Annotated in this window: 20 protein-coding genes; 11 read left to right on the forward strand and 9 right to left on the reverse strand. The window is 64.1% G+C overall.

What is annotated here, in order from left to right:
* Positions 1-213 precede the first annotated feature (213 nt).
* Positions 214-3,060, forward strand: coding sequence for a tetratricopeptide repeat protein (locus tag VF168_05530; GenBank protein HEX7003625.1), 2,847 nt, complete (start codon positions 214-216; stop codon positions 3,058-3,060).
* Between the two features lie 59 nt (positions 3,061-3,119).
* Here the strand turns inward: VF168_05530 and VF168_05535 are convergent, their stop codons facing one another.
* Complete coding sequence (locus VF168_05535; GenBank protein ID HEX7003626.1) at positions 3,120-4,208, reverse strand: Vms1/Ankzf1 family peptidyl-tRNA hydrolase; 1,089 nt, start codon at positions 4,206-4,208, stop codon at positions 3,120-3,122.
* 45 nt (positions 4,209-4,253) lie between these two features.
* Positions 4,254-4,712 carry an HAD family acid phosphatase gene (locus VF168_05540; GenBank protein ID HEX7003627.1) on the reverse strand — a complete coding sequence of 153 codons (459 nt, stop codon included), beginning with the start codon at positions 4,710-4,712 and terminating at the stop codon, positions 4,254-4,256.
* A 149-nt stretch (positions 4,713-4,861) separates the two neighbouring features.
* On the opposite strand from VF168_05540, the gene VF168_05545 reads away from it, so the two are divergent.
* On the forward strand, positions 4,862-5,608 hold the full coding sequence (locus VF168_05545) for a hypothetical protein (GenBank protein HEX7003628.1): 747 nt from the start codon (positions 4,862-4,864) through the stop codon (positions 5,606-5,608).
* 233 nt (positions 5,609-5,841) lie between these two features.
* Positions 5,842-6,366: a DUF1579 domain-containing protein gene (locus VF168_05550; GenBank protein ID HEX7003629.1), complete on the forward strand. Its 525-nt coding sequence runs from the start codon at positions 5,842-5,844 to the stop codon at positions 6,364-6,366.
* Positions 6,367-6,379: 13 nt separating this feature from the next.
* On the opposite strand, the gene VF168_05555 is transcribed toward VF168_05550, so the two are convergent.
* From VF168_05555 to VF168_05580, 6 genes are all read right to left on the reverse strand, one after another.
* The gene (locus tag VF168_05555; protein HEX7003630.1) at positions 6,380-7,189 is read right to left on the reverse strand and encodes a carbohydrate ABC transporter permease; all 810 of its coding nucleotides are present in this window, start codon (positions 7,187-7,189) and stop codon (positions 6,380-6,382) included.
* Entirely contained in the window at positions 7,189-8,130 is a 942-nt protein-coding gene (locus VF168_05560; protein ID HEX7003631.1) for a sugar ABC transporter permease, read from the reverse strand. The genes VF168_05555 and VF168_05560 overlap by 1 nt, the downstream gene beginning before the upstream one ends.
* Entirely contained in the window at positions 8,114-8,875 is a 762-nt protein-coding gene (locus VF168_05565) for a creatininase family protein (protein ID HEX7003632.1), read from the reverse strand. Before VF168_05565 ends, VF168_05560 begins: the two co-directional genes overlap by 17 nt.
* A 58-nt stretch (positions 8,876-8,933) precedes the next feature.
* Positions 8,934-10,187, reverse strand: a complete 1,254-nt coding sequence (locus tag VF168_05570) for an extracellular solute-binding protein (protein ID HEX7003633.1) — start codon at positions 10,185-10,187, stop codon at positions 8,934-8,936.
* 141 nt (positions 10,188-10,328) lie between these two features.
* A complete protein-coding gene (locus tag VF168_05575; GenBank protein ID HEX7003634.1) occupies positions 10,329-11,456 on the reverse strand; it encodes an ROK family protein in 1,128 nt (375 codons plus the stop codon).
* A 123-nt stretch (positions 11,457-11,579) separates the two neighbouring features.
* A complete protein-coding gene (locus VF168_05580) occupies positions 11,580-12,167 on the reverse strand; it encodes a hypothetical protein (protein HEX7003635.1) in 588 nt (195 codons plus the stop codon).
* A gap of 236 nt (positions 12,168-12,403) precedes the next feature.
* Here VF168_05580 and VF168_05585 point away from each other — a divergent pair, with 236 nt between their 5' ends.
* From VF168_05585 to VF168_05605, 5 genes are all read left to right on the forward strand, one after another.
* Positions 12,404-13,930 carry a hypothetical protein gene (locus VF168_05585; protein HEX7003636.1) on the forward strand — a complete coding sequence of 509 codons (1,527 nt, stop codon included), beginning with the start codon at positions 12,404-12,406 and terminating at the stop codon, positions 13,928-13,930.
* Positions 13,931-14,094: 164 nt separating this feature from the next.
* Positions 14,095-14,904: an NAD(P)-binding domain-containing protein gene (locus VF168_05590; GenBank protein HEX7003637.1), complete on the forward strand. Its 810-nt coding sequence runs from the start codon at positions 14,095-14,097 to the stop codon at positions 14,902-14,904.
* Positions 14,905-14,946: 42 nt separating this feature from the next.
* Positions 14,947-15,333, forward strand: coding sequence for a 5-carboxymethyl-2-hydroxymuconate Delta-isomerase (locus VF168_05595; GenBank protein HEX7003638.1), 387 nt, complete (start codon positions 14,947-14,949; stop codon positions 15,331-15,333).
* Complete coding sequence (locus tag VF168_05600; GenBank protein HEX7003639.1) at positions 15,330-16,043, forward strand: PIG-L deacetylase family protein; 714 nt, start codon at positions 15,330-15,332, stop codon at positions 16,041-16,043. The genes VF168_05595 and VF168_05600 overlap by 4 nt, the downstream gene beginning before the upstream one ends.
* A gap of 1 nt (position 16,044) precedes the next feature.
* Positions 16,045-16,680: a 4-carboxy-4-hydroxy-2-oxoadipate aldolase/oxaloacetate decarboxylase gene (locus VF168_05605; protein HEX7003640.1), complete on the forward strand. Its 636-nt coding sequence runs from the start codon at positions 16,045-16,047 to the stop codon at positions 16,678-16,680.
* Between the two features lie 56 nt (positions 16,681-16,736).
* Here the strand turns inward: VF168_05605 and VF168_05610 are convergent, their stop codons facing one another.
* A complete protein-coding gene (locus VF168_05610; protein HEX7003641.1) occupies positions 16,737-17,651 on the reverse strand; it encodes an amidohydrolase family protein in 915 nt (304 codons plus the stop codon).
* 118 nt (positions 17,652-17,769) lie between these two features.
* On the opposite strand from VF168_05610, the gene VF168_05615 reads away from it, so the two are divergent.
* Genes VF168_05615 through VF168_05625 form a run of 3 tightly spaced genes read left to right on the forward strand, consistent with a single transcriptional unit; the run spans position 17,770 to position 21,264 of the window.
* A complete protein-coding gene (locus VF168_05615) occupies positions 17,770-18,735 on the forward strand; it encodes a TAXI family TRAP transporter solute-binding subunit (protein ID HEX7003642.1) in 966 nt (321 codons plus the stop codon).
* Positions 18,723-20,609, forward strand: a complete 1,887-nt coding sequence (locus VF168_05620; protein HEX7003643.1) for a TRAP transporter fused permease subunit — start codon at positions 18,723-18,725, stop codon at positions 20,607-20,609. Before VF168_05615 ends, VF168_05620 begins: the two co-directional genes overlap by 13 nt.
* Positions 20,599-21,264, forward strand: a complete 666-nt coding sequence (locus VF168_05625; GenBank protein HEX7003644.1) for a GntR family transcriptional regulator — start codon at positions 20,599-20,601, stop codon at positions 21,262-21,264. Before VF168_05620 ends, VF168_05625 begins: the two co-directional genes overlap by 11 nt.
* Positions 21,265-21,362 lie beyond the last annotated feature (98 nt).

Below are 21,362 nucleotides of genomic sequence, written 5' to 3' on the forward strand. Positions count from 1 at the left end.
GTACGCCCCACCGGCCGCTGACGGGAGCGGGGGTTGGGGGGCCAGCAGGCCGGCGGAACGCTTCGTTGCATGCGGAGGACCTCCGGGGGGACCTCCAGGAGGATGATTACCGGGAGGGTGCGACCGACCTGCGACCGGGGTGCGACCGGTTGGCCGGTTGAGGGCCAGCCGAGCCCGGATACTTAGATATTGCCTTGCCTTACAATCGGAGCGGTGCTCAGGACACTCGGGAACGTCGGCGTCGCCGGGCACGAATTCGGCCGGCCAAAGCCGCTGCTGCTTCTCGCCTACCTGACCCTGGAGGGCCCCCAGAGCCGCCGCCACCTTGCGGAATTGTTCTGGCCCGGTTCCGACCAGGGCCGGCGTAGCCTCACGACTGCTCTGGCGAGGCTCCGCAAGGCGGTGCACGGTTCCATCGGAGCGAACGACTCGCAGGTGTGGAGCGAACTCGACTGCGACGTGATCGAGCTGCAGAGGGCGCTCGAGGAGGGCGAACTCGGCCGCGCGCTCAGGCTGTACGAGGGGCCGTTCCTGGGGAACCTCGATCTGGACGAGTTACCCGTGGAGCTGGAAGAGTGGCTGTACGAGAAGCGCGAGTCGATAGCCTCTCGACTGCAGAAGGCGCTGTTGGAGGAGGCGCTACGCCATTGGGCCCGGGGTGACGGCGCGGGAGCGGCCCGAACGGCCGCTCGAGGCTGCCGGCTGGCGGGCGCGGGACCGGCGCCGCCACTGGTGGCATCGAAACTGCACGCCCTGCTGCTGGCGGCCGACCACCCGTTGGCAACCGAGGTAGCGCGCGAGCTGGGCGAGTACGGGCTCACGCTGCCGGCCAGCAGCGCCGAGGCAAGGGAACAGTTGCAGAACCTCAGCCTCGAGGCGACACCTCACCGGTTGCCTCATCGGGGCGGCGCCTTCATAGGCCGTGAAGTCGAGCTGGCCGAGCTGTCGCTGGCGCTCAATCGGGGGGACAGACGGTTGATCACCCTCGTCGGACCGGGGGGAATGGGCAAGACCCGTCTCTCCATCGAGGTCGCCCGCCGAGCCCTCCTCGCCGGAGCTTTTCCCGACGGAGTCTACTTCGTTGGCCTAGAGGCCCTCCGCGAGGCCGAGGAGGTGCCGGGCGCCATCGCAGACGTGTTCGAGCTCGAGTTGGCCGACGCCGATGGGGCGCTCGCACGCCTGTCGGCGCTCCTCAGGCGGAAGCGCACGCTGCTGGTACTCGACAACGTCGAACAGTTGCCGGGAGTGCAGGAGCCGATAGCCGGTCTGCTGGAGGAGTGCGAGCAACTCACACTGATCGTCACCTCGCGGCATCGTTTGGGCCTGTCCGGGGAGTGGGTCGTCCCGCTTTCGGGCCTCTCGTTCCCGGACCGCCAACTCGACCAGGGAGAGGCGGCGCTTTTCGACGCACCCAGACTCTTCGAACAACGGGTCCGTCAGACCGGGGTGAGACTGAACCTGGAGAAGGATCTGGTCGACGTGCTCAGGCTCTGCAGGCTCCTCGAGGGGGCCCCGCTGGGGCTAGAACTGGCGGCCGCCTGGGCGCCGCTGCTGTCAGTCGACGAGATCGCGGATGAGGTCGAGAACTCTTTCGACCTGCTGACGTCATCCGGCGACTCGGCGCGCCAGAGCAGCTTGCGAGCCGTGTTCGAACACTCCTGGACACTGCTCTCGACCGACGAGCAGGCCGCGCTACGGCGACTGTCCCTGGCACGAGGCGGCTTCACCCGCGACCTCGCCCACGAACTCGCGCTTTGCGACGCTCGCACGCTCCTGTCCCTGGCCGGCAAGTCACTCATCGAACGCGTCGGGAATGGCCGCTTCCGCCTCCTCGAGGTCACGCGCGAGTACGCGTTCGAGCAGCTGACTCGCTCAGCCGACCTTCGCGGCGCGTGGCAGCGGTTCATGGCTCACTTCCTCCGGCTGGCTGAGGATGCGGAGGAGGGATTGCGGGGCGACCGGCAAGTCGAGAGCCTCGAGCGACTCAGTGCCGAGCGCGACAACTTGCGAGCGGCGCTCCACTACTCGCTCGAGAGCGGCAACGTCGAGCCGGGAATGCGTATCGCAGCGGCTTTGCAGATGTTCTGGTGGATCCGCGGCGAATACCGGGAAGGGCTGGCGCGCATCGAGTCCCTGCTCGCCGCCGCACGACCGGAGGTAGAGGCTTCGGCCCGAGCGAAGGCGCTCCACCGCGCTGGCACCCTCGCCCACGAACTCGGAGAGTACATCAGGGCTCGCGCTCACTACGAGGAAGCCCTGGCGATCGCGGAGCGAGCGAACCTGCAGCAGATCCGGGCCGACGCGCTGCACAGCCTCGGACTACTTGCCAGCAAGAGGGGCGAGGTAGCGATCGCAGCGGAACTCTACGAGCAGTGCCTGCAGCTGCAGCGGCAGCTGGGGGACCGCTGGGGCTCGTCGGCGACTCTGAACAACATGGGTGTGAATCTGCTCAGTGGCGGCCATTTCGAAAGGGCGCGGCAGCCCCTCCTGGAGAGTCTCGAACTGAAGCGAGCCATGGGCGAGAAACAGGGCATCGCCTACGCCCTGCACAATCTGGGGACGGCCGCGCTGGCGCTGGGCGAGTTGGACGCTGCTCAGGAGTACGTCGAGGCGAGCCTCGAGCTCAAGCGCGCGCTGGGCGACGAACAGGCGCTTTGCACCTCATACACCGCGCTCGGCAGGATCGCACTGCGAAGGGGGCAGTACGACCGCGCCCGGCAGAAGCTGCTCGCCGGGCTATGGCAACTGGCCAAGCTGGAGAATCGCTGGACCTTCACGACAGAGCTGGCAGCCTTGGTGAGCCTGGAGGCATCGTGCGGGAAACCGGAGAAAGCCCTCCGGCTGTCCGGTTTCATAGAGTCCAGCTGTAGGGATCTGAACATGCGACTGCCGCGCCTGGCTGCCATCGAGATGCAGGAGGGGCGCCGGAAGGCGATGACCGAAATCGACGCCGCAGCCGCCGAACGGCTGCTGGCCCAGGGCAGAAGTCTCGATCTGGCAGGTGCGGCTGTGCATGTAGCGTCGGAGGCTGACCGGCTTCCGGCAGGCAAGATCGACTAGGAACGTTATCGGCACATGCCGGTCGGTCTCCCCCGACGGGAACGGGTTCTCGAGCTGGCTCAGTAACGCAGGAGGGCGGCCACGCGACCTGACTTCGAAAGGCCGCCGATCGGGTCGGTGAACTCCGTCTGGGCATCGCTCAGCAGCATCAACTCCACGAGCTCCTCTACCAGGTCGACGGTGAACAGCGAGTCGGACTCGCAAACTGGGCAGTTCTCCTCGGCCTCGGCGAAGAGGTTCTCGCACTCCCGGCAGCGCTGCCCGGCGATGCGGGCGTCGCGGGTCACGAGCAACCGCTCGACCCGGCCAACAGCAGCCGCCTCGAGCACCTCCTGCGGTCCCAGGGCGGCGCGACCCGAGCGTAGACTCTCGGCCTTGATCAGGTCCCACAGGTCCCGGTCGTGCCGACGCTCCTCCTCGAAGAACACCTCGAAGACGCCCTCCCAGGCCTCACCCTCCTGATGCAGGTCGACCGGTTCGGCCCCGACTAGTTTGTCGATCAGGTTCTGCGGAAGCTCGGCCCGTATAGCCTGCATTGTCTCCTCGGAACCCGCAAGCACGATGTACTCGAACTCGCGTCGCTTCTCCAGCTCCTCGAGCACGCCCACAACGTCCTTCGCGTAGTGGTCGAGGGCGTTCTCCCGCCTGCGTGCGTAGCGCTTCTGCGACCAGCCCCCCTTGCGCACGTGGTTCTTGATGTGCCCCTTCACCGTCTCCTGCTCAAGGGGAGTGGCAGAGGTAACGAGGTAGACATGAGTCTCCGTGTTGTCCGCCAGTACCACGACGAAGTTCTCGTACTTGTCCTGCAGTTCGGCCAACGGTCTGATGTAGGGAGAGGAGTCGATCCAAAGGAGGTCGGCTACCTCCTTCTCGAAGGAGTAACCCTGTAAGAACTCCAGCGCCCAGCAGGAGAAGATGGCCAACGAGCCGGCGGTGAAGTCGTAGTCCGCCAGGAACTTCCGCACGAGTTTCAGGTTCTCCTCGAAGTGCTCCGTTTCGTCGGCGTTCTCCTCGAGCAGGCCCCGTACCTTCCTGATCCGCGCGTCCAACGAATCGAGCGAGTCCGGGCCCGACAGGTAGAGGCTCACGAACGCACGCTCCGGGCCGCTGAGCTCGGCCAGTGCTTCCAGGTCTATCTTGTGGAACATCCGCAGAGCCTACTCGCAGCGCTCGGGGGAATGTGTGGGGCAGGGCTAGAAGTCCCCGGGTGCGACCTGGAACGTGTGAAAGCCACGCTCGCGCCACATCTCGACCACCTTGTTCCGGTCGTCCAGCACCATCAGGACGTCCTCCGGCCCGATTCCCAACTCGTCCACCATCTCGGCCTTGACGATCGTGTCGGACCTGTGGTCGGCATCGCGTCGCATCAGCAGCTGGTCGTAGGGCACCCCATGCTTCTCGAGCCACTCCTCGGTCTCGGTCCTGACCAGGTCGCTGCGACCGCTCACGATCAGGACGCGGAAACCGACCTCGTGCAGCCTCTGCACCAGGTGGATCGTGTTCCTTATCGGCAAGTCCTCGGTGCAGGCCCGGAAGAAGGCATCCCAGTCCTGCCGGCTGCTCCCTCTGATGTGGTGCACGCGATGTTCGATGTCGGCCAGGGTGCCGTCCAGGTCGCAGATGATGGTGCTCGGTATCTCTGTGTCGGGCATCGGCTTCCGTTCCCCCTCTTCCAGCGAGTCTACGTCGCTCCACCCGGGCGCCGCTCGGATATTCTTTCCCCAGCAGCCGATCTCTCTTCGCTGACGACTGCTGCCTGGACTCGAAAACCGAATAGCGAAGGGCCACTGGAGGAAGATGGATGGTCTGCGTAGCTCGTAGGGTCTTCACCATCGATGTCGGGCTACTGGCGCTGGCGCTCGTGCTGTCGGGGTGCGGCCGAGATAACGAGGCGGCCGACGGAGCCCTCGCTCCCGTGACCGCGGTCGCGCAGCAGCCGGCAGTCACGGTCGGCGAGTGCAGCAGAGCGGTGGAGGTGGAGGCGTGGCAGGGAACGATCTCGTACAGCCACGCCAGGGACGTCGAGGGGGGCTATCCCGATCATGTGGTCTATGCGGTGGACGTGAACGTGAGCGCCCGGCTGGAGGAGAACTACCGGAATGAGGACGCCGCGGGGTTCCTGGCCACCGCCATGACCGGCACCATCGCCCACTCCAGCGAGGAACACACCCACAACACCGACGAGCACCGGGTCGACATGGTCATGCGCGGAGAGGGACCGCCGATCGAGGGCTCGCGGATGACGCTCAACGTCTCCTCGGACTGTCGCTACGGCTTCTACTTCATCGGCAACGTCTACGTCACGGGTCGATCAGGGGACGAGCAGATCGAGGGACCGAAGGGCGTGAATCCGATCAAGGGCGAGTTCGAGGCCCAGGGGCTGGAACTGAGCGGCAGCTACGACTTCCCCGTATACGGCCCCGGCGACATCGAGGCGAGCGTCGACAAGCCTATCTGGTTCGCGGAGCGCTACGACGTGGCCGACATGCTCGGGGGCGAAGGCTTGGGAACGGTGCGCGTCAGCTGGAACTTCGTTCCGGCGGACTGAGAACGGCGGAGGTCCAGGGCGGCCGATCGCAACCGCCGCCGGACTGAGGACGGCGAGGTCCCGGACGAGGGGTCGCAGTCACCGGCGGACTACAACCCGGGCAATCCGGGGCGACCGATGGCGGTCCCCGTCCTGTGGAATCGTGGTCTTCAGGACGCAGCGAGCAGTAGGCTGTAGCCCACCCGCGGAACTGGCGGGCGACACCTTCGCGACGTACCCCAAGTGGAGGAGCCATGAACGAGTCCGAGCCGATGCCGACGGCGCAGCCATTCGAACCGGGACCGGAGCACGCCTGGCTCCAGCGCCTCGTAGGGGAGTGGGTGATGGAAGCGGAGGCGGCCGGCCACCCCAGTTTCACCGGCAGTGAAACGGTCAGGCCGTTGGGACAGGCGTGGATCGTCGCCGAGGGGAGCTTCCAGGCAGAGGGCAGAGAACCCGACAGCTCCCTCATGATGCTGGGGTTCGACCCCGAGAAGAAGCGGTTCGTGGGCACCTGGGCCGGTTCGGCGCTTGCCTACCTGTGGGTCTACGAGGGGCAGTTCGGCGACAGCGAGAAGATCCTGAACCTGGACTGCATGGGGCCGAGCATGCGTGGCGACGGGAAACTGCTCCCTTACCGCGACGTGATCGAGTGGGTGAGCGAAGACGAGCGACTGCTGCGGGGACTGGTCCGCGACGCGGACGGCAGCTGGCAGCAGTTCATGGTGACGCGGTACAGGAGGCGTGGAGCGGAGGGACGATCGGGCGACCAGGTCTAGCGTCAACCGGCCGCTACCCCTTCACACCCGTCAACACGACCCCTTCGATGATCTGCCGTTGGAAAAACAGGAAGACTATCAACACCGGAATGACCGAGAGTGACGACGCCGCCATGATCAGGTGCCAGGCCGAACCGGCTTCGCCCGAGAACAGCGCGACGCCTACAGGGATCGTGCGCATCGACGGACTCTGGACGATTATGAGCGGCCAGAGGAACGAGTTCCAGCTCGTCAAGAAGGTGAAGATCCCCAGAGCAGCGAGCGCAGGGCGGACCAGGGGAAGGCAGATCCGCCAGAAGATACCGAACTCGCTCACGCCGTCGAGCCGGGAAGCGTCAAGCAGGTCGTTGGGCAGCGTCTCGAAGAACTGTCGCATCAGGAACACGCCGAAGGCGCTGACGATGCCGGGGAAGAGAAGACCCCAGTAGCTGTCCGTCCAGCCGAGTTCCGCGGACATCACGTACCACGGAATCACCAGCATCTCGGTCGGCACCATCAGGGTCGACAGGATGAGGATGAAGAAGATGCGCTTACCTCTGAAGCGGAGCTTGGCCAACGTGTAACCGACCAGCGAGTCGAAGAAAAGCACAGAGAGGGTGGTGACACTGGCGATCAGGGTGCTCACCCCGAACCAGCGCGGAAACCGCGTATCGAAAAGTACTTCGCGGAAGTTGGCGAAGGTGGGCTGTTGCGGAAGGATCGACAGGTCGAAGATTTCCCGAGGCGTCTTCAGCGCTGTGAGGAACATCCAGACGAACGGGAAGATGATCACTGCCCCGATCGCGAGAAGCAGCAGGTAACTGAACACCTGCCGAAGCTTCATCAGTATTCCACGCGGCGCGTGATGAGGCGCATCTGCACCAGGGTCACGAACAGCACGATGACGAACAGCACCACGGTCACGGCCGAGGCGTAACCGAACTGGAATCTCTGGAAGGCCAGCTGATAGATGTAGAGGGCAACGCTAAGAGTACTTCCTAGCGGCCCGCCTTGATCGGTGAAGTTGAGGTTGACGATCAGAGTGAAGAGTTGCAGGTAACGGATGGTGAAGATCACCGTGGAGAAAACGATGACGCCGTTCAACAGCGGCAGGATTATGTGGCGGAAGAGAGACCAGCCATCGGCCCCGTCGATGCGGGCGGCCTCGAAGTAGGTCTTCGGTATCGACTCCAAGCCCGCCAGAAACAGGACTATCTGAAAGCCGAGGTGCTGCCAGATCACTACTCCCGTGACAGTGAGCAACGCTTGATCGGGGTCGCGAAGGAACTCCTGTGCCGGTATGCCTACCGCGATGAGCAGAGTGTTGACCACACCGAAGTTGGCGGACAGCATCCAGCTGAATACCCAGCCGATCGCAACAGCCGGAACTACGTAGGGAGCGAAATAGAGGGCTCGGAAGAAGGCGCGAAAGCGGGGGATGCTCTGGAGAAGAATAGCCAAGCCAAGGCCCAACGCCAATTGAACGGGGACGCCGATAAGAGTGTACTTGACGGTGTTCAACAGCGCTTGACCCAGGCGCGCATCGACAGCCAGCCGCATGTAGTGCTCCATCCCGACGAAGGGCCGGTTCGCGGGGTTGGCGCTCCACTCATGCAGGGAAAGGTAGAACGCCTGTATAGCCGGGTAGATGCGAATCAGAAGGAACAGGGCGAAGGGTACGAGGAGGAAGGCGTAAGCCCACATCGCTTCTCGGCGGCGGAGGCTCATCTGGCGATAGGTTGCACCGGCACGGCGAGCGGTTTTCGCTTCAGGAAGTACGCTCAAGCCACTCCTCCACCATGCGTGCGAGATTCTCCGAAACCTCGTCGACCAGCACTTCTCCCTTGGCGGGATCGATTTCGTCGACCCGCCCATGGAAGCCGGAGAAGCCTTCCGGCTCTTGTCCTACGCCTACGGCCTGGCCGGCGACCCGCCACCAGGGCGATTCGTATTCGATGTTCGTCGCAAGATGTGGCTCCACCCCGCTTGGATCGAACGCAGCTACGGTCGAGATCTCCAAGGGCCCACCGTGACCGTGCCCGCCATGGTCGGTAAACAAGCCTTCGCTAGGCGCGTCTCTACCGATCCCCACCAGCTTCCACCAGTTCACGTACAGGACGCTCGACTCGGGGTACTCGAGCGCCAGTCGTTCAGCCGCCAGGCGAAGGGCGAACTGATTCTCGCTGTGACCATTGAGGGCAACTATTCGCCGCGCTCCGTTGGCGGCAAGCGCAAGTAGCACCTGATAGAGGTATTCGAGGAAGACATCGGGAGAAATCGATACGGTCCCGAGGTGCCGCGAAGTGATGCTGGGCGCGAAGGTGTAGGTCACTGGCGGTAGAAGAATGGCCGAGAATCTCTCGCAAAGCCTCTTGGCGAACCCGACCGCCAAAGTCGTATCGGTTCCAAGTGGGGCATGAGGGCCGTGATACTCGATACTGCCCACCGGCAGAACGATGAATGGCGCGGTCCGGATGCTTTCCCTTCGCGCTCCACCTAACTGGATAATGTCGATCATTTGCGGCTCCATCGATACAGGAAGTCAGATAACTGGCGGGGGGTGAAGATCCCCGCCGTATGGAGACGGATCAGTTGCCTTCCCAGTAGGTGTCGAGCAGGGCCTGCTCTTCGCGGGCAAGTCGCGAGAGGACCTCGTCCGCGTCAGCCCCGTTGATCACCACCTCGTTCAAGGCGTCATAGAACAGCTGGCGCTGTTGATTCTCCTCGACGAATACAGTGCTCTCGGCATATGGAACCGAAGCGACGAAAGGACCGATTACGGGATCCTCCAAGAGGTCAGGGCTCTCGAGCAGGCTCTGGCGGGCGGGCAGTTCACCTACTTTTTCGAGCCAGTACTCCATGACCTCTTCCGACGCAAGGTACTCGATGAACTTCGCAGACGCTTCCAGTTCGGCTCCGCTCGTCCCACGCGCTATCCCGTTCATCCAGAAGGAACCGTAGTTGACCTTTTCGCCGGTCGGCCCCGTCGGAAGTTCAGCAACGGCCCAGTCAGCTGCTGTCGCATCGCTGCTTAGCGTGCCGATGGCGAACGAACCATCGATAATCATTCCAACACGGCCCGCCATGAAGGCATCGCGGAAGCCCCCATATCCGGGGAAGAAGTCGATCTCGCCTACCTTGTGCTCAGTGATCAGGTCGGTGTAGAAGTTGAAGGCCTGGTGGCCGGCCTCCGAGTCGTAGGCGACCGTCCGGCCGTCATCGGAGTACGGTTCACCACCGAATTGCCGAACGAGAACGTCGCGCCAGAGGTGGTAGCGCTGGTTGCCAGGGACGAAGCCAGCCTGAGTCATCCGCGCGCCGCTCCCTTCGGTGAGGGCTATCGCGTCCTCGACGAATTCTTCCCATGTGGAGGGAGGACCGTTGATGCCCGCTTCATCGAAAAGGTCTCTGTTGTAGAAGAGGGCAAGGGTACGAACGGCGGTGGGTAGGCCCCACAGTTCGCCATTGACGCGGGCGGCCTGAACCAGTGGCACGAATTCCGACTCGAGTTCGGTGGCCGAGATCGTATCCTCGGGCAAGGGCTGAAGGTAGCCAGCATCGATGAAGCTAAGGACCCATCCGTAATAGAGGTTAAGGACGTCGGGGCCCTCGCCTGCAGGGATAGCGGAGGCCACCTTCTGCACGTAAGCGTTATAGGGAAACGTCTCCTGCACGACGTGGATACTCGGATTCTCTGCTTCGAACCGCTCAATCAGTTCGTCGATGGCTTCGATCTTCGACTCGTACTCGTATTGCCAGTAAGTGATCGTGACGTCTTGTGCCAAAACTTGCTGGGTAAACAACATCCCGGCGATAGAAATACTCAACAGCAGCTTTTTCATTCATTGCTCCTCTTAGGATTAGGGGTTCGCACGTCTGCCTTGGGAACGGGTAGCTCCGAACATTACGCCAGTTGCCTGTCGTTCACCTCCTCCAGGAAGTTCGAGTGTGAAGGATCGGTGGCAGTGGCTCGATAGTGGTCATCATGGGGACCGGCTCCCAAGAGCGATCTCCGCAGCTATGGCGTCGAGAGCAAGTCGAGACACACCCTTCAGGGCGCTACCGGAGGACCTACGAACGGCTTCGACCCGGATCGGATCAGGACCTAACCAGCGCTTCCCGATCTCTCTCGCGAGTACGCCCTCCTCGTCCGGGCTCCAATCGATGAGAAACAGATCGGGATCGAGTGCGCAGGCCAGATTGTGGACCAGGAACTGAATGCCCGCCAAGAAGCGTTCGAACGATCGTTCTGCAGCCGGACTGTTTACGCTGAGTCGGCCCTGAGCATCAAGAGCCGCACAAACTTCCTTGACGAGTGCAGCTTCGAGTGGTCCGGCGGTCCCGAACTCGATCTTCTGCGGCTGGTCTTGCAAGCCGAGCAGAGAGAATCCTACCTCGCCTGCCGCGGCTCTGCTTCCCCGGTAGAGCTCCCTGTTCACGACGATGCCGGCACCGATTCCTCCCGATGTCACCAACAGATAGATGAGATGTCTCACCGAGTCAGCGTCCCTGAGATCCAGCTGCGCGAGGGTCAAGGCGTTCACGTCGTTTTCGATGACGACTCGCAAGCCCGTCTTCTCTTCGAGCACGCTGGCGAGAGGAAAATCGTCCCAACCAAGGGAGGGCGCCAGACGAACCCTGCCGGTACTCGAATCTATTACGCCTGGAGCCGCTATCGCGATGTAGTGCAAGCGGTCGTCCGAGAGCGACACGAGGTCGCAGAGCCATTCCAAAACGGCTTTGGCCGTTGACGGCGAGATAACCGGTCCGGCTTCCAGACTCAGGAGTTCTCCACATAGATCGAGCTTGCCCGCTTCGGCTACTCGACCGCTGAGGTCGGCGGCCAGAACCTGACGAGCATCTCGTCGCGGTTGGAATACCTCGGCGGGCCGTCCCCCTCTGTTGGTGCTGAAACCGACGGATTGGATGATCCCCAGTTCGGAGAACTCCTGGAAAATAGAGGTCACGGTAGGAACGCTCAGTTGAGTCCAGTGGGCGGCGTCGGCACGGGAGAACTCCTCACTTTCGAGAACCGACCTCAGCAAGCTGAGGCGATTCGCTACCCTCACGTTCTCTGGCTGCACCGAGCCGTTGGCCATGTCAGTCTGCAACTCCAATTGCAACTACATAAAGAGCTTTGTAAATGTCCTTTAAGAATATGAACAGCCCGGCCCGTTGTCAAGGCCGGAAGCTCTGAACCGGGAGAGCGGGCAGGAACTCGACGAAAGGCTTGCTTAGTTGATCAACCTGTCGCCTGCCCCGTCCAGCGGGGGCAGGGGAACCCTCACGAGTTCGCCGGTCCGCTTGTTCAGGAACACGTTGGCCGAGCCGTCCCGGCGCAGGAACAGCAGCTGCCGCGGAACCTCGTTAGGCTCTCTGGCCGCTTCCGCGCTCCCGTGTTCGAGCGACCAGCCGACCGGCAGGGCTATGAGCCGGTTGGGGTCCGTGTCGGACAGGTAGGCGTAAGCCGGCCCGCTTGGGCGCTTACCCGTCCTGAGCCACGAGCAGTTCGTCGTGATGCCTCTTCCCTCGTCGACGACGGCCACCTCCCGGTAGCCGAACTCGTCCACAATCTCGAACTCCCGGTCGCGCAGCATGGCAACCAGGGCATCGATGTCGGACCCAGCGTGTGAACCGACTCGAGTGATAAGGCCGTCGCAGCAGAAGCCGAACCTCAGCGTGTGGCGACGATACGCGAGCAAGCCACCCGGATACTTCCGCTCGAGCGTCGAAACTTTGACTACCAGGTTGTGGTCTTCGATCAGTACAGCCACGATCGCAACGCCCTTCCGTCGGGACTCGTATATCTCGGACTCTGCCACGCAGTGCGTCCGATTACAGGGAGAGGAAGTGCAGTCTAGGCAGATGGTGCGACGCCTAGTGTCGCAATCGCAAAGGCGCAACGGCACTCCAGGCGATTCCAGACAGCCGGTTACTGGGGACAGGTACGGGGTACCGCCTCGTCGCGGCGGCGTAACGGTCGCATAACGCGCGCGAGCTCAGAGTCGTGTCGTGGCGCTTCCGGGCGTCGTCCCTGTTCCGACTGAGGAGGTCGAGGTTGACACGGCTGCGTGGTTCGAGGAGCAAAGCTCAGGTCGCCCTGGTAGTGGTGGCCGTCGCGATGAGCGGCTGTGGCGGCCAGGGTGGCCCGCCCAGGATTTCGAGCATCGGCACCCAGAGGACGACGTTGGGTGAACCCCTCTCGGTCCCGTTCACGGTCGTCGATGAGGATCCCTCGACCGTCGCAGTTTCCGCCACGGCGGATGAAGCGAACCTGGTCCCGCCCTCAGGGCTCGTGATAAGCGGAGCCGGACCTCAACGCAGCCTGCTGGTAGCCCCCGCGGCCGGCGCCACCGGCTCTACGAACGTCACCGTGCGGGCTAGCGACGGCACCGGTACAGAGGCTAGTGAGAGTTTCGCCTTGGCCATCGAGATGCCGTTCGCTGGCGACCATCTCGTGATTCCCGCCGACAACCGCTCCAACACCTTCTTCGGTGGAGCGGTCGCGGCACACGGTGACGAAGTTCTGGTCGCCGCGGTAGGCGAGGACGACGCCTCTGGAGCCGCGTACCTCTACCGCAGGGACGGCAGCGACTGGAGGTTGTCATCGCGGCTGGAAGCGAGCGACGCCGCTCCGCAGGAAGGGTTCGGCTGGTCGGTAGCGTTCGACGGCGACCACGGTGTGGTGGGGGCCATCGCTGACGCCCAGAAGGGGACGAGCGCGGGTGCGGTCTACGTGTTCGAACGTGACGGCGAAGGCTGGCGCCAGAGCGCCAAGCTCACCGCCAGTGACGGCGAACAGTTCATGTTCTTCGGCGCGGCGGTTGACGTCAGTGGCAACTACCTGGTGGTGGGCGCACCGGGGCACACGGGCTCGACGGGGGATGCCGGCAGAGGGGCGGCCTACCTGTTCGAGCTCATCGCTGGAGAGTGGTCAGAGGTCCCGATCGTTCCCGCGCTCGACCCGGCCGTCGGAGACGAGTTCGGACATTCGGTAGCGATAGACGGCGACCGACTGGTGGTGGGCGCCCGGGGCGACGACACAGCCGGGGCGAACGCGGGCGCGGTCCATGTTTTCGAGCGGATAGGCACGGAGTGGGTGGCGACGGCCTCTCTGTTGGCGCCCGATGCGGTTGACGACGACGGCTTCGGTGCCTCCGTGGCCCTGGAAGGGGACAGGCTGGTAGTCGGTAGTCCGGGCTGGGACGACGCCGCGACGAGCGAGGGGGCCGCCTACGTGTTCTCCAACGATGGCGACGAGTGGCTGATGGTGGGAAAGATGACGGCCAGCGTCCCCCTCGAGATGAACGTGTTCGGCTACTCGGTCGACGTCTCGGGGCGCTATGTGGCCGTAGGTGCGCCGGGAATAGATCCTGCGCCCGTTCCGGTGCCTGGAGCGGCTTACCTGTTCATGGAAACGGAGGGGGCTTGGTCGCAGGTAGCCCGGCTCACTCCCAGCGACAGCTCGCCCGACGAGCGCTTCGGCTACCACCTGAGCCTGACGCGAGAGTACGTGGCCGTTGGGATGCCGCTGGCAGAAGCCGAGGGGCTGATAACGGGAGCGGTGCATGTGATCGAGAGGTGAACGCCGATGGCGGGCTTGCGCCAACGGCGCAGCACGCGGGCGCCCTGAAGGCGTCCTCGACCCCCCAGTTCCGGATCGCCGGTCTCCCGATCCCGGTCCAGATGCGACTTCCCCTCGTGGACGATTTTGTTGACAATATTTTCGCCCGCTGAGTACCATCGAGCATGCCCGAAACGAAGGAGCAGGAGGCAGCGCGGCGCGGCGAGTTGACGGTCGCGATCCTCGGTTTGGGCGAGGCGGGAAGCTGCTTCGCGAGCGAACTGCTGGGAGCCGGCGCCGATGTCGTCGGCTGGGACCCTCAGCCGAAGGAGCACCCCAAAGGCCTGCGCTTCGCAAGGAGCAACTCCGACGCCGCGAAGAACGCCGACGTCATCTTCAGCGTCAACCTCGCTAGCGTTGCCCGGGAGGTTGCCGAGGAGGTCGCGCCGGTTCTGCGGCCCGGCCAGATCTACGCCGAACTGAACACCGGCTCCCCTCAGCTCAAGGTCGATTGTGCGGAAGCGATCGAACCGAGCGGTGCCCTCTTCGTCGACGTCGCGATCATGGCCCCGGTCCCGCCCAAGGGTGTGCGCACCCCGATGATGGTGAGCGGCCCGGGAGCCCACGGGTTCCATGAACGCCTTGCCCCCTTCGGCACGGATATCGCGGTCATCGAGGGTGATCCTGGTCGAGCCGCCACCCTCAAGTTGCTGCGCAGCATCGCCTACAAGGGGATCGCCGCCGTGGTAATCGAGTGCCTCGAGGCGGCCCGCAAGCTCGATCTCGAGGAGTACGCCCGCGGGCAACTGGCCACCCTGGTCGAGGCGCAGATGATCGACCGTTTCGAAGAGGGCAGCCGCAAACATGCACGCAGACGGGTTCACGAGATGGAGGCGGTCGAAGAGCTGCTCGCGTCGCTGGGGGTAGAGCCGCTCAGTAGTCATGCCGCCTTGCTGCGACTTCGTGAGCTGACCCGGGAGCCGAGACCAGCCTGATGCTCAACGCGCCGGGGTCGACCCGGCCGGAAACGAGGAGCGATGCCGCACATCACATTCGAATACTCCGACAACCTCGACGTCGACACGCGGAAGTTCCTGGCCGCACTGCACGAGCGGCTTTCCGCCACCGGGATCGTCGCCAGCAAGGGGCTCAAGAGCCGCGCGCTGCGCTTCGACGACTGGTACATCTCGGACGGCAGTGAGGACTACGCCTTCGCGCACCTGAACATGCTCATCCGCGGCGGACGCTCTGCCGAGGAGAAGGAGCGCCTGACCCGCGAGGCGATCGCCTTGCTCGAGGAGACGTTCGCGGAAAGGCGCGAGAACGGCTACATCTCCCTTTCTGTCGACATCAAGGAGATGCTGGAAGGGGAGCACGTCACCCGCCACAACATCCCCAACCGCCGGGAGGAGGGGGCGCTGTGAGCCGCAAGCTGCTGGTTGTCGGCGCCCACTCCGCCGACTTCGTCTGGCGCAGCGCCGGCACCGTCGCTGTAACTACCCAGGCAGGCGGAGACGTCCTGGTCCTCGCCCTCTCATACGGCGAGCGAGGCGAGTCGGGCAACCTCTGGAAGGAGCCCGGGCAAACAGTCGAGAACGTCAAGCGGATCAGGCACGAGCAGGCGAGCAAGGCGGCAGAGGCGGTAGGCGCCCGCTTCGAGTGCCTCGACCTTGGCGATTATCCGTTGGAGCTCGATCGTGAGGGTATGGACCGGGTCAGCGAGGTGTTCCGCCGTGAGAAGCCGGACGCGGTCCTCACCCACACCGCTGTCGACCCCTTCAACCCCGACCATCCGGTTGCCAACGAGGTCGTCACCAGAGCGCGGCTTCTCGCCTCCGGCGCCAACGTCGCAAGCGCCTTCGAACGCGTGGATCCGCCCGTGCTGTACGCCTTCGAGCCGCACCAGCCGGAACTCTCGGGCTTCACCCCCAACACCTTCGTCGATATCACCGCAGTCTTCGAGATGAAACTGGCGGCGATGAAGTGCATGGGCGCCCAGAGTTACCTCTACGACTACTACAGCGAGCTCGCCAATCGGCGCGGCAACCATGCTCGGCGCATCTCAGGCGACAACAGCGTCGAGTATGCCGAGGCGCTGATGCGGATGACCCCCGCCGTGGTGAAGGGGGTCTGAGGTGGCACGCGATCTCCGAGCGATCTGCGAGCGCCTCGCCGAGCTGGGTGTTGCGACCGTCTACGAGGCCGCCGGCCGGCAGGGGCTCATAGACTGCGATCTGGTGCAGCTACTGCCCGGATCGCGCGTTGCCGGACCTGCCCGTACCGTCTCCTTGGGCCAGTCGGACAACCTGATGGCGCACGCGGTGATCGAACGGATCCAACCGGGCGACGTAGTAGTCCTGGCGATGCCGGCAGAGGAGCCGGTCGGACTGATCGGTGAGCTGCTAGTTACCCAGATCCAGAAACGCGAAGCGGCGGCTGTACTGAGCAACGGCGCCATGCGTGACGTCGAGGAGCTCGAGCAGATGGGCCTGCCCATCTGGAGCCGCTTCATCCGGGCCAAGGGCGCGACCAAGAAAGTGCCTGGCGCGCTCGACGTACCGGTCGTCCTGGGGGGCACCACCATTGAGCCGGGCGACGTGATCGTCCTCGACGCCGACGGCGCTACCTGCGTGCCGGAAGCTCGGCTGGACGAGGTGCTGGAGAAGTCGGAAGCGCGACTCGAGCGCGAGACCGCCATGCGCAAGCGTTTGCAGGACGGGGAGATGTCGATAGACATCCATGGGTTGCGGGAGGCGGTGGAGAGAGTATAGACGGTCCCAACGCTTACTCCACAACCATACTTGTATACAAACGCAGTTGTAAGGCCTCAAAGTTGCAGAGAGCAGTCATCGTCACTCCTGCCGCTCAAATTCGTAGTTCCCCACCCGTACAACCGGGCAGGATTGCCCACCAGGATCTTCCGCCTGGTCTCCTCGTCCGGAGCGAACTGAGGCAGCAGGTCGACGAGATCCCCGTCGTTCGGCATCCACTTCCTGATGTTCGGGTGGGGCCAGTCGGTCCCCCAGAGAACCCGGTCGGGTGCGACCTCGATGAGCGCGCGGGCGAACGGCACGGCGTCGAGGAAAGGGTGGCCGTCGGCCGAGATCCGCTCGGCCCCGCACACCTTCACCCACCAGTTATCGCGCTCGAGTCGCGACAGCAGTATCTTGAACGCTTCCTGGTCCACCCCTTGCGACACGGGCACGCGACCCATGTGGTCGACGACGATAGGCAGCTGGAAGCGGGAGAAGAACGGCTCATGCTCGATGAGGTCTTCTGCATTCACGTGCACGACCAGGTGCCAGCCCAGCGGCTCCACCATCCGCACGACACTCTCGATGAAGTCGAGATCGGGCGCTCCGCCGAGGTGCTTGACGAAGTTGAAGCGCACGCCACGCACGCCTCCCCTGTCGAGCTCCTCGAAATCGCTGCTGCGGAAGCTGGAGTCGGCGATGCAGACCCCGCGGTATCTGCCGCCGCTAGATGCGATGGCCGCGAGCATGGCCCGATTGTCGGGCCCGTGGCAACTTGCCTGAACGATCACCGCCCGGTCGATGCCCAGGAAGCGGTGCAGCTCGGCGAGCTTCGCAGCAGGTGCGTCTGGCGGGATATAGCTGCTCGTTGGGTGATAGGGGAAGACGCTTGCCGGGCCGAAGACGTGGCAGTGAGCGTCACATGCCCCGGGCGGAGGCGTAAAGGTCGGCTTGCGCGGGTTCGGGTCCGGCGGCATGCAGGTTTTCATGAGTGGGACCGATGCTAGCAGCGGCGACAAAATGTGTCAATGGGATTATGGGCATGATTGTTGACAATCTCGTCGGCCGACTCCTATAGTCGAACGTAGCCCAATCAGGAGGTCGAGCATGAAGTTTCGGCAAGCAGGCCGCAGTCTCGTCGTAGCCGTAGTCGCACTCATCGGACTAGCCTTCGTCCAAGCGCAGGAGGAGGATTGGCCGCGCTTCGTGTCCATCGGCACGGCCTCCCCGGCAGGGGCTTACTACCCGTTGGGCGTAGCCATGGCAGACCTCTGGAACCGCAACATCGAAGGCGTTCGTTTCTCCTCACAGGAGACCGGTGGAAGCGTCGCCAACATGAACATGCTCGAGTCGGGCGACATCGAGATCGGAATCGCCAACGAGAACATCGCCTGGAACGCCACCGAGGGCAACGAACCGTTCTCCCATCCGATCGACGTGAACCTGGGGTGGACCCTCAACAAGAGCATGGGCCTGTTCGTAGCGCCCCGTTCTTCCGGCCTGGAGACGGTCGAGGACCTGCGCGGCAAGCGGGTTTCACTGGGTACCCCCGGCTCTTCTGCAAATGTCCTCGGCGCCCGGGTGCTCGAGAGCCAGGGCCTGGCCGAGGGCGACTACGAGGCCGTCTACATGGGCTGGCAGGAGTCGGCCGACGCGATGAACGACGGTTTCGTCGACGCCGCTTTCTTCGTGGGAGGTCAACCCTTCCCCGCGATCGAATCGCTGGCGGTGCGCACTCCGATCAACGTCCTCGACTTCGATGCCCAGAAGCTGCGTGAGCTACCCGGATTCCCACTCAGCACCGGCACCATCCCAGCAGACATGTACGACACCGAGAGCGACGCCACCGCCGTGCAGGTGCGCTCGATCAACTACGTCGACCCGGAGCTGCCCGCCGACCTCGTCTACGAGATGGTGAAGGTGGTCTTCGACAATCTCGACGCCCTGGCCGCGGCCCACTCGACCGGTGACCAGGCAGAACTCCTGAGCCCGGAGGACGCCGAAGCGCTCGGCATCGAGGTCCACCCCGGCGTGGTGCGCTACGCCCAGGAAGTGGGGGCGTGGGCCGACTAGACAAGACGCGCGCCTGGCTCGGAAACGGAGCCTGGCTGGCGGCTGTACTGTTCGTGACGACGGTACAGCCGCTCTACCTCTTGCCCATAGAGCAGCAGTTGCCCATCACGCTGATGCTGGTGATGGTGGGCCTGTTCCTCCGGCGGCCGCTGTTCCGCAGTGAACGCCTTGCCCGGGTGGGCAGCGTAGGCGTCGCCATCGACCTGCTGCTCGTCGTCGCCTCGGTGGTGGTCGGCCTCTACGTCGCCCTCAATTACCACGACATCATCTTCCGTCAGGGGGCGTTCACCCGCGCGGATCTGTGGATCAGCCTCATCGGGCTCTTCCTCACCCTCGAAGCGGTCCGGCGCTCAGTAGGCTGGCCCCTCACGATCGTTTGCCTGGTGTTCGTGCTCTACGCCGTCTACGGGCGCGTCATGCCCGGCGCGCTGCTGCATCGCGGTTACTCGATAGACCGGGTGGCCCAGCACGTGACGCTCAGCTACTCCGGCATCTACGGGATCCCCTTGGCCGTGATGGTCCGTTACGTGATCCTCTTCATCGTCTTCGGAGCGCTGTTGCAGGCCAGCGGCGCAGCCGACTTCCTGGTGCGCTTCGCCCAGGTCGTGGCCGGAAGGTACACCGGGGGCCTCGGCAAGGTCGCCGTCGTGGCCAGCGGACTGGTGGGCACCATCTCGGGCAGCGCCGCCGGTAACGTGGCCACTACCGGCAGCGTGACCATACCGGCCATGAAGCGCAGCGGCTACCATCCCCACTTCGCCGGGGCCATCGAAGCCGTAGCGTCGACCGGCGGGCAGATCATGCCACCGATCATGGGTGCGGCTGCCTTCCTCCTGGCCGACTACCTGGCGATCCCTTACATCCGTGTGGTCACGGCAGCCATCATCCCCGCTCTGTTCTACTACCTGAGTGCCGGGTTCGCGATCGACCTCTACGCTAGGGCGAACGGGATCAGAGGTCTGTCCAAGGAGGAGTTGCCTCGGTTCTGGCCGACGCTGCGCTCGGGCTGGATCTTCATCATCGTCATCGCCCTGGTATACGGGATGCTGATCTACGGCTACTCACCAACTCGGGCGGCCTTCATCGGGGTGGTGGCGGCGGCCCTGCTGGCACTCCTGAAACGGGCGGGTCTGCGGGCCTCGCTCGACGTCCTGATCGACGGCGCCAAATCAGCAGCGATCCTGTGCGCGGTGACGGCCGGAGCCGGCATCGTCGTGGGCGTGGTGCAACTCACCGGCCTGGGCGCCATTCTCGCTTCGGCACTGGTGGACATGTCGCTCGGCAACGTCCTGATACTCCTGGTGCTGGTGATGGTCGCATCCATAATCCTCGGCATGGGCATGCCGACGACCGTTGTCTACGTGCTTCTCGCCGCGCTGGTGGGCCCGGCACTGGTCGATATGGGCATCCGTCCGTTGGCCGCCCATTTCTTCTTCTTCTACTACGGCGTACTGGCCGCCATCACGCCGCCAGTGGCGCTGGCCTCCTACGCGGCCGCATCGATCGCCGGGAGCGACTTCAACCGTACCGGCTGGGAGGCGTTCCGGATGGCGCTGCCGGCATTCATCGTGCCGTTCTTCTTCGTGCTCAACCCGGCCCTGCTGCTCGATGGGACACCCGGCGAGGTGATCCACACCTCCCTGTCGGCCGGCCTGGGCATCTGGCTGTTCACCACCGCCGTGATGAACTGGTTACGCGGCCGCATGTCTGTGTGGACACGCTTGCTGCTGTTCGCGGCAGCGTTCCTGCTGCTCGATGGCGGCTGGAGGACGGACGTCATAGGTCTTGTCGTAACCTGCGGCGTGCTGCTTCTACGGCTGCGGCCAGGCAGAGTGACGACCAACGAGGAGGTCCCGGTAAGAAGTGCCGAGTGAAGCTTCATCCGAGAAGAGCGCGACCGACGTAGCCTACGAGCGCATCCGCGAGAAGATCGTCGAGGGCGAGTTCCGCCCTTCGCAGAGGCTGGTCGAGGCGACCCTGGCAGAGAACCTGGGCGTCAGCCGGCACAACGTGCGAGTCGCCCTGGGCAGGCTTCAGTCCGATGGTCTGGTGAGGATCGAACCGAACCATGGCGCCACAGTCGCAACCCTTGGCCTGGAGGACACGCTCGACATACTGGTGGCCCGGGAAGCATTGGAGGCCGAGGTAGCGCGACTCGCGGCGGAGAGGGTCAGCGCCGCGGAGCTCGAGCAGCTCGAAGCCTGCCTCAGGACGATGAAGTTGTCGCTGGAGCAGTCGGAGTTCGAGAACTACTCGAAGACCAACCGCACCTTCCATCAGATCATCTACCGAGCCAGTGGCAACGGGACCATGCCCGAGCTCATCGCACTGTTGCGCTTGCGGATGGCCAGGCTGCATGTTCGCACCATCCTCATCCCCGGGCGCAGCGACAAGTCGCTGGCAGAGCACACGGGAATCCTGGATGCGTTGCGGGAGGGTGACGCCGACGGCGCGGAGGCCGCGCTTCGGACGCATATGAAGAGTCTCCGCGAGGCGATCAGGAAGGCCTGGAATCTGGTGGGGGTGTAGAGCTGCAACCCGGGCGCGAATGCGTCAGGCGAGGCGCTGAACACACGTCGGCACTTGCTGCGCCACGGCATTTAAGGAGAGTTCGAAGTGACCGGGGT

It is taken from the genome of Trueperaceae bacterium, from assembly GCA_036381595.1.
Taxonomy (GTDB): domain Bacteria; phylum Deinococcota; class Deinococci; order Deinococcales; family Trueperaceae; genus DASVCN01.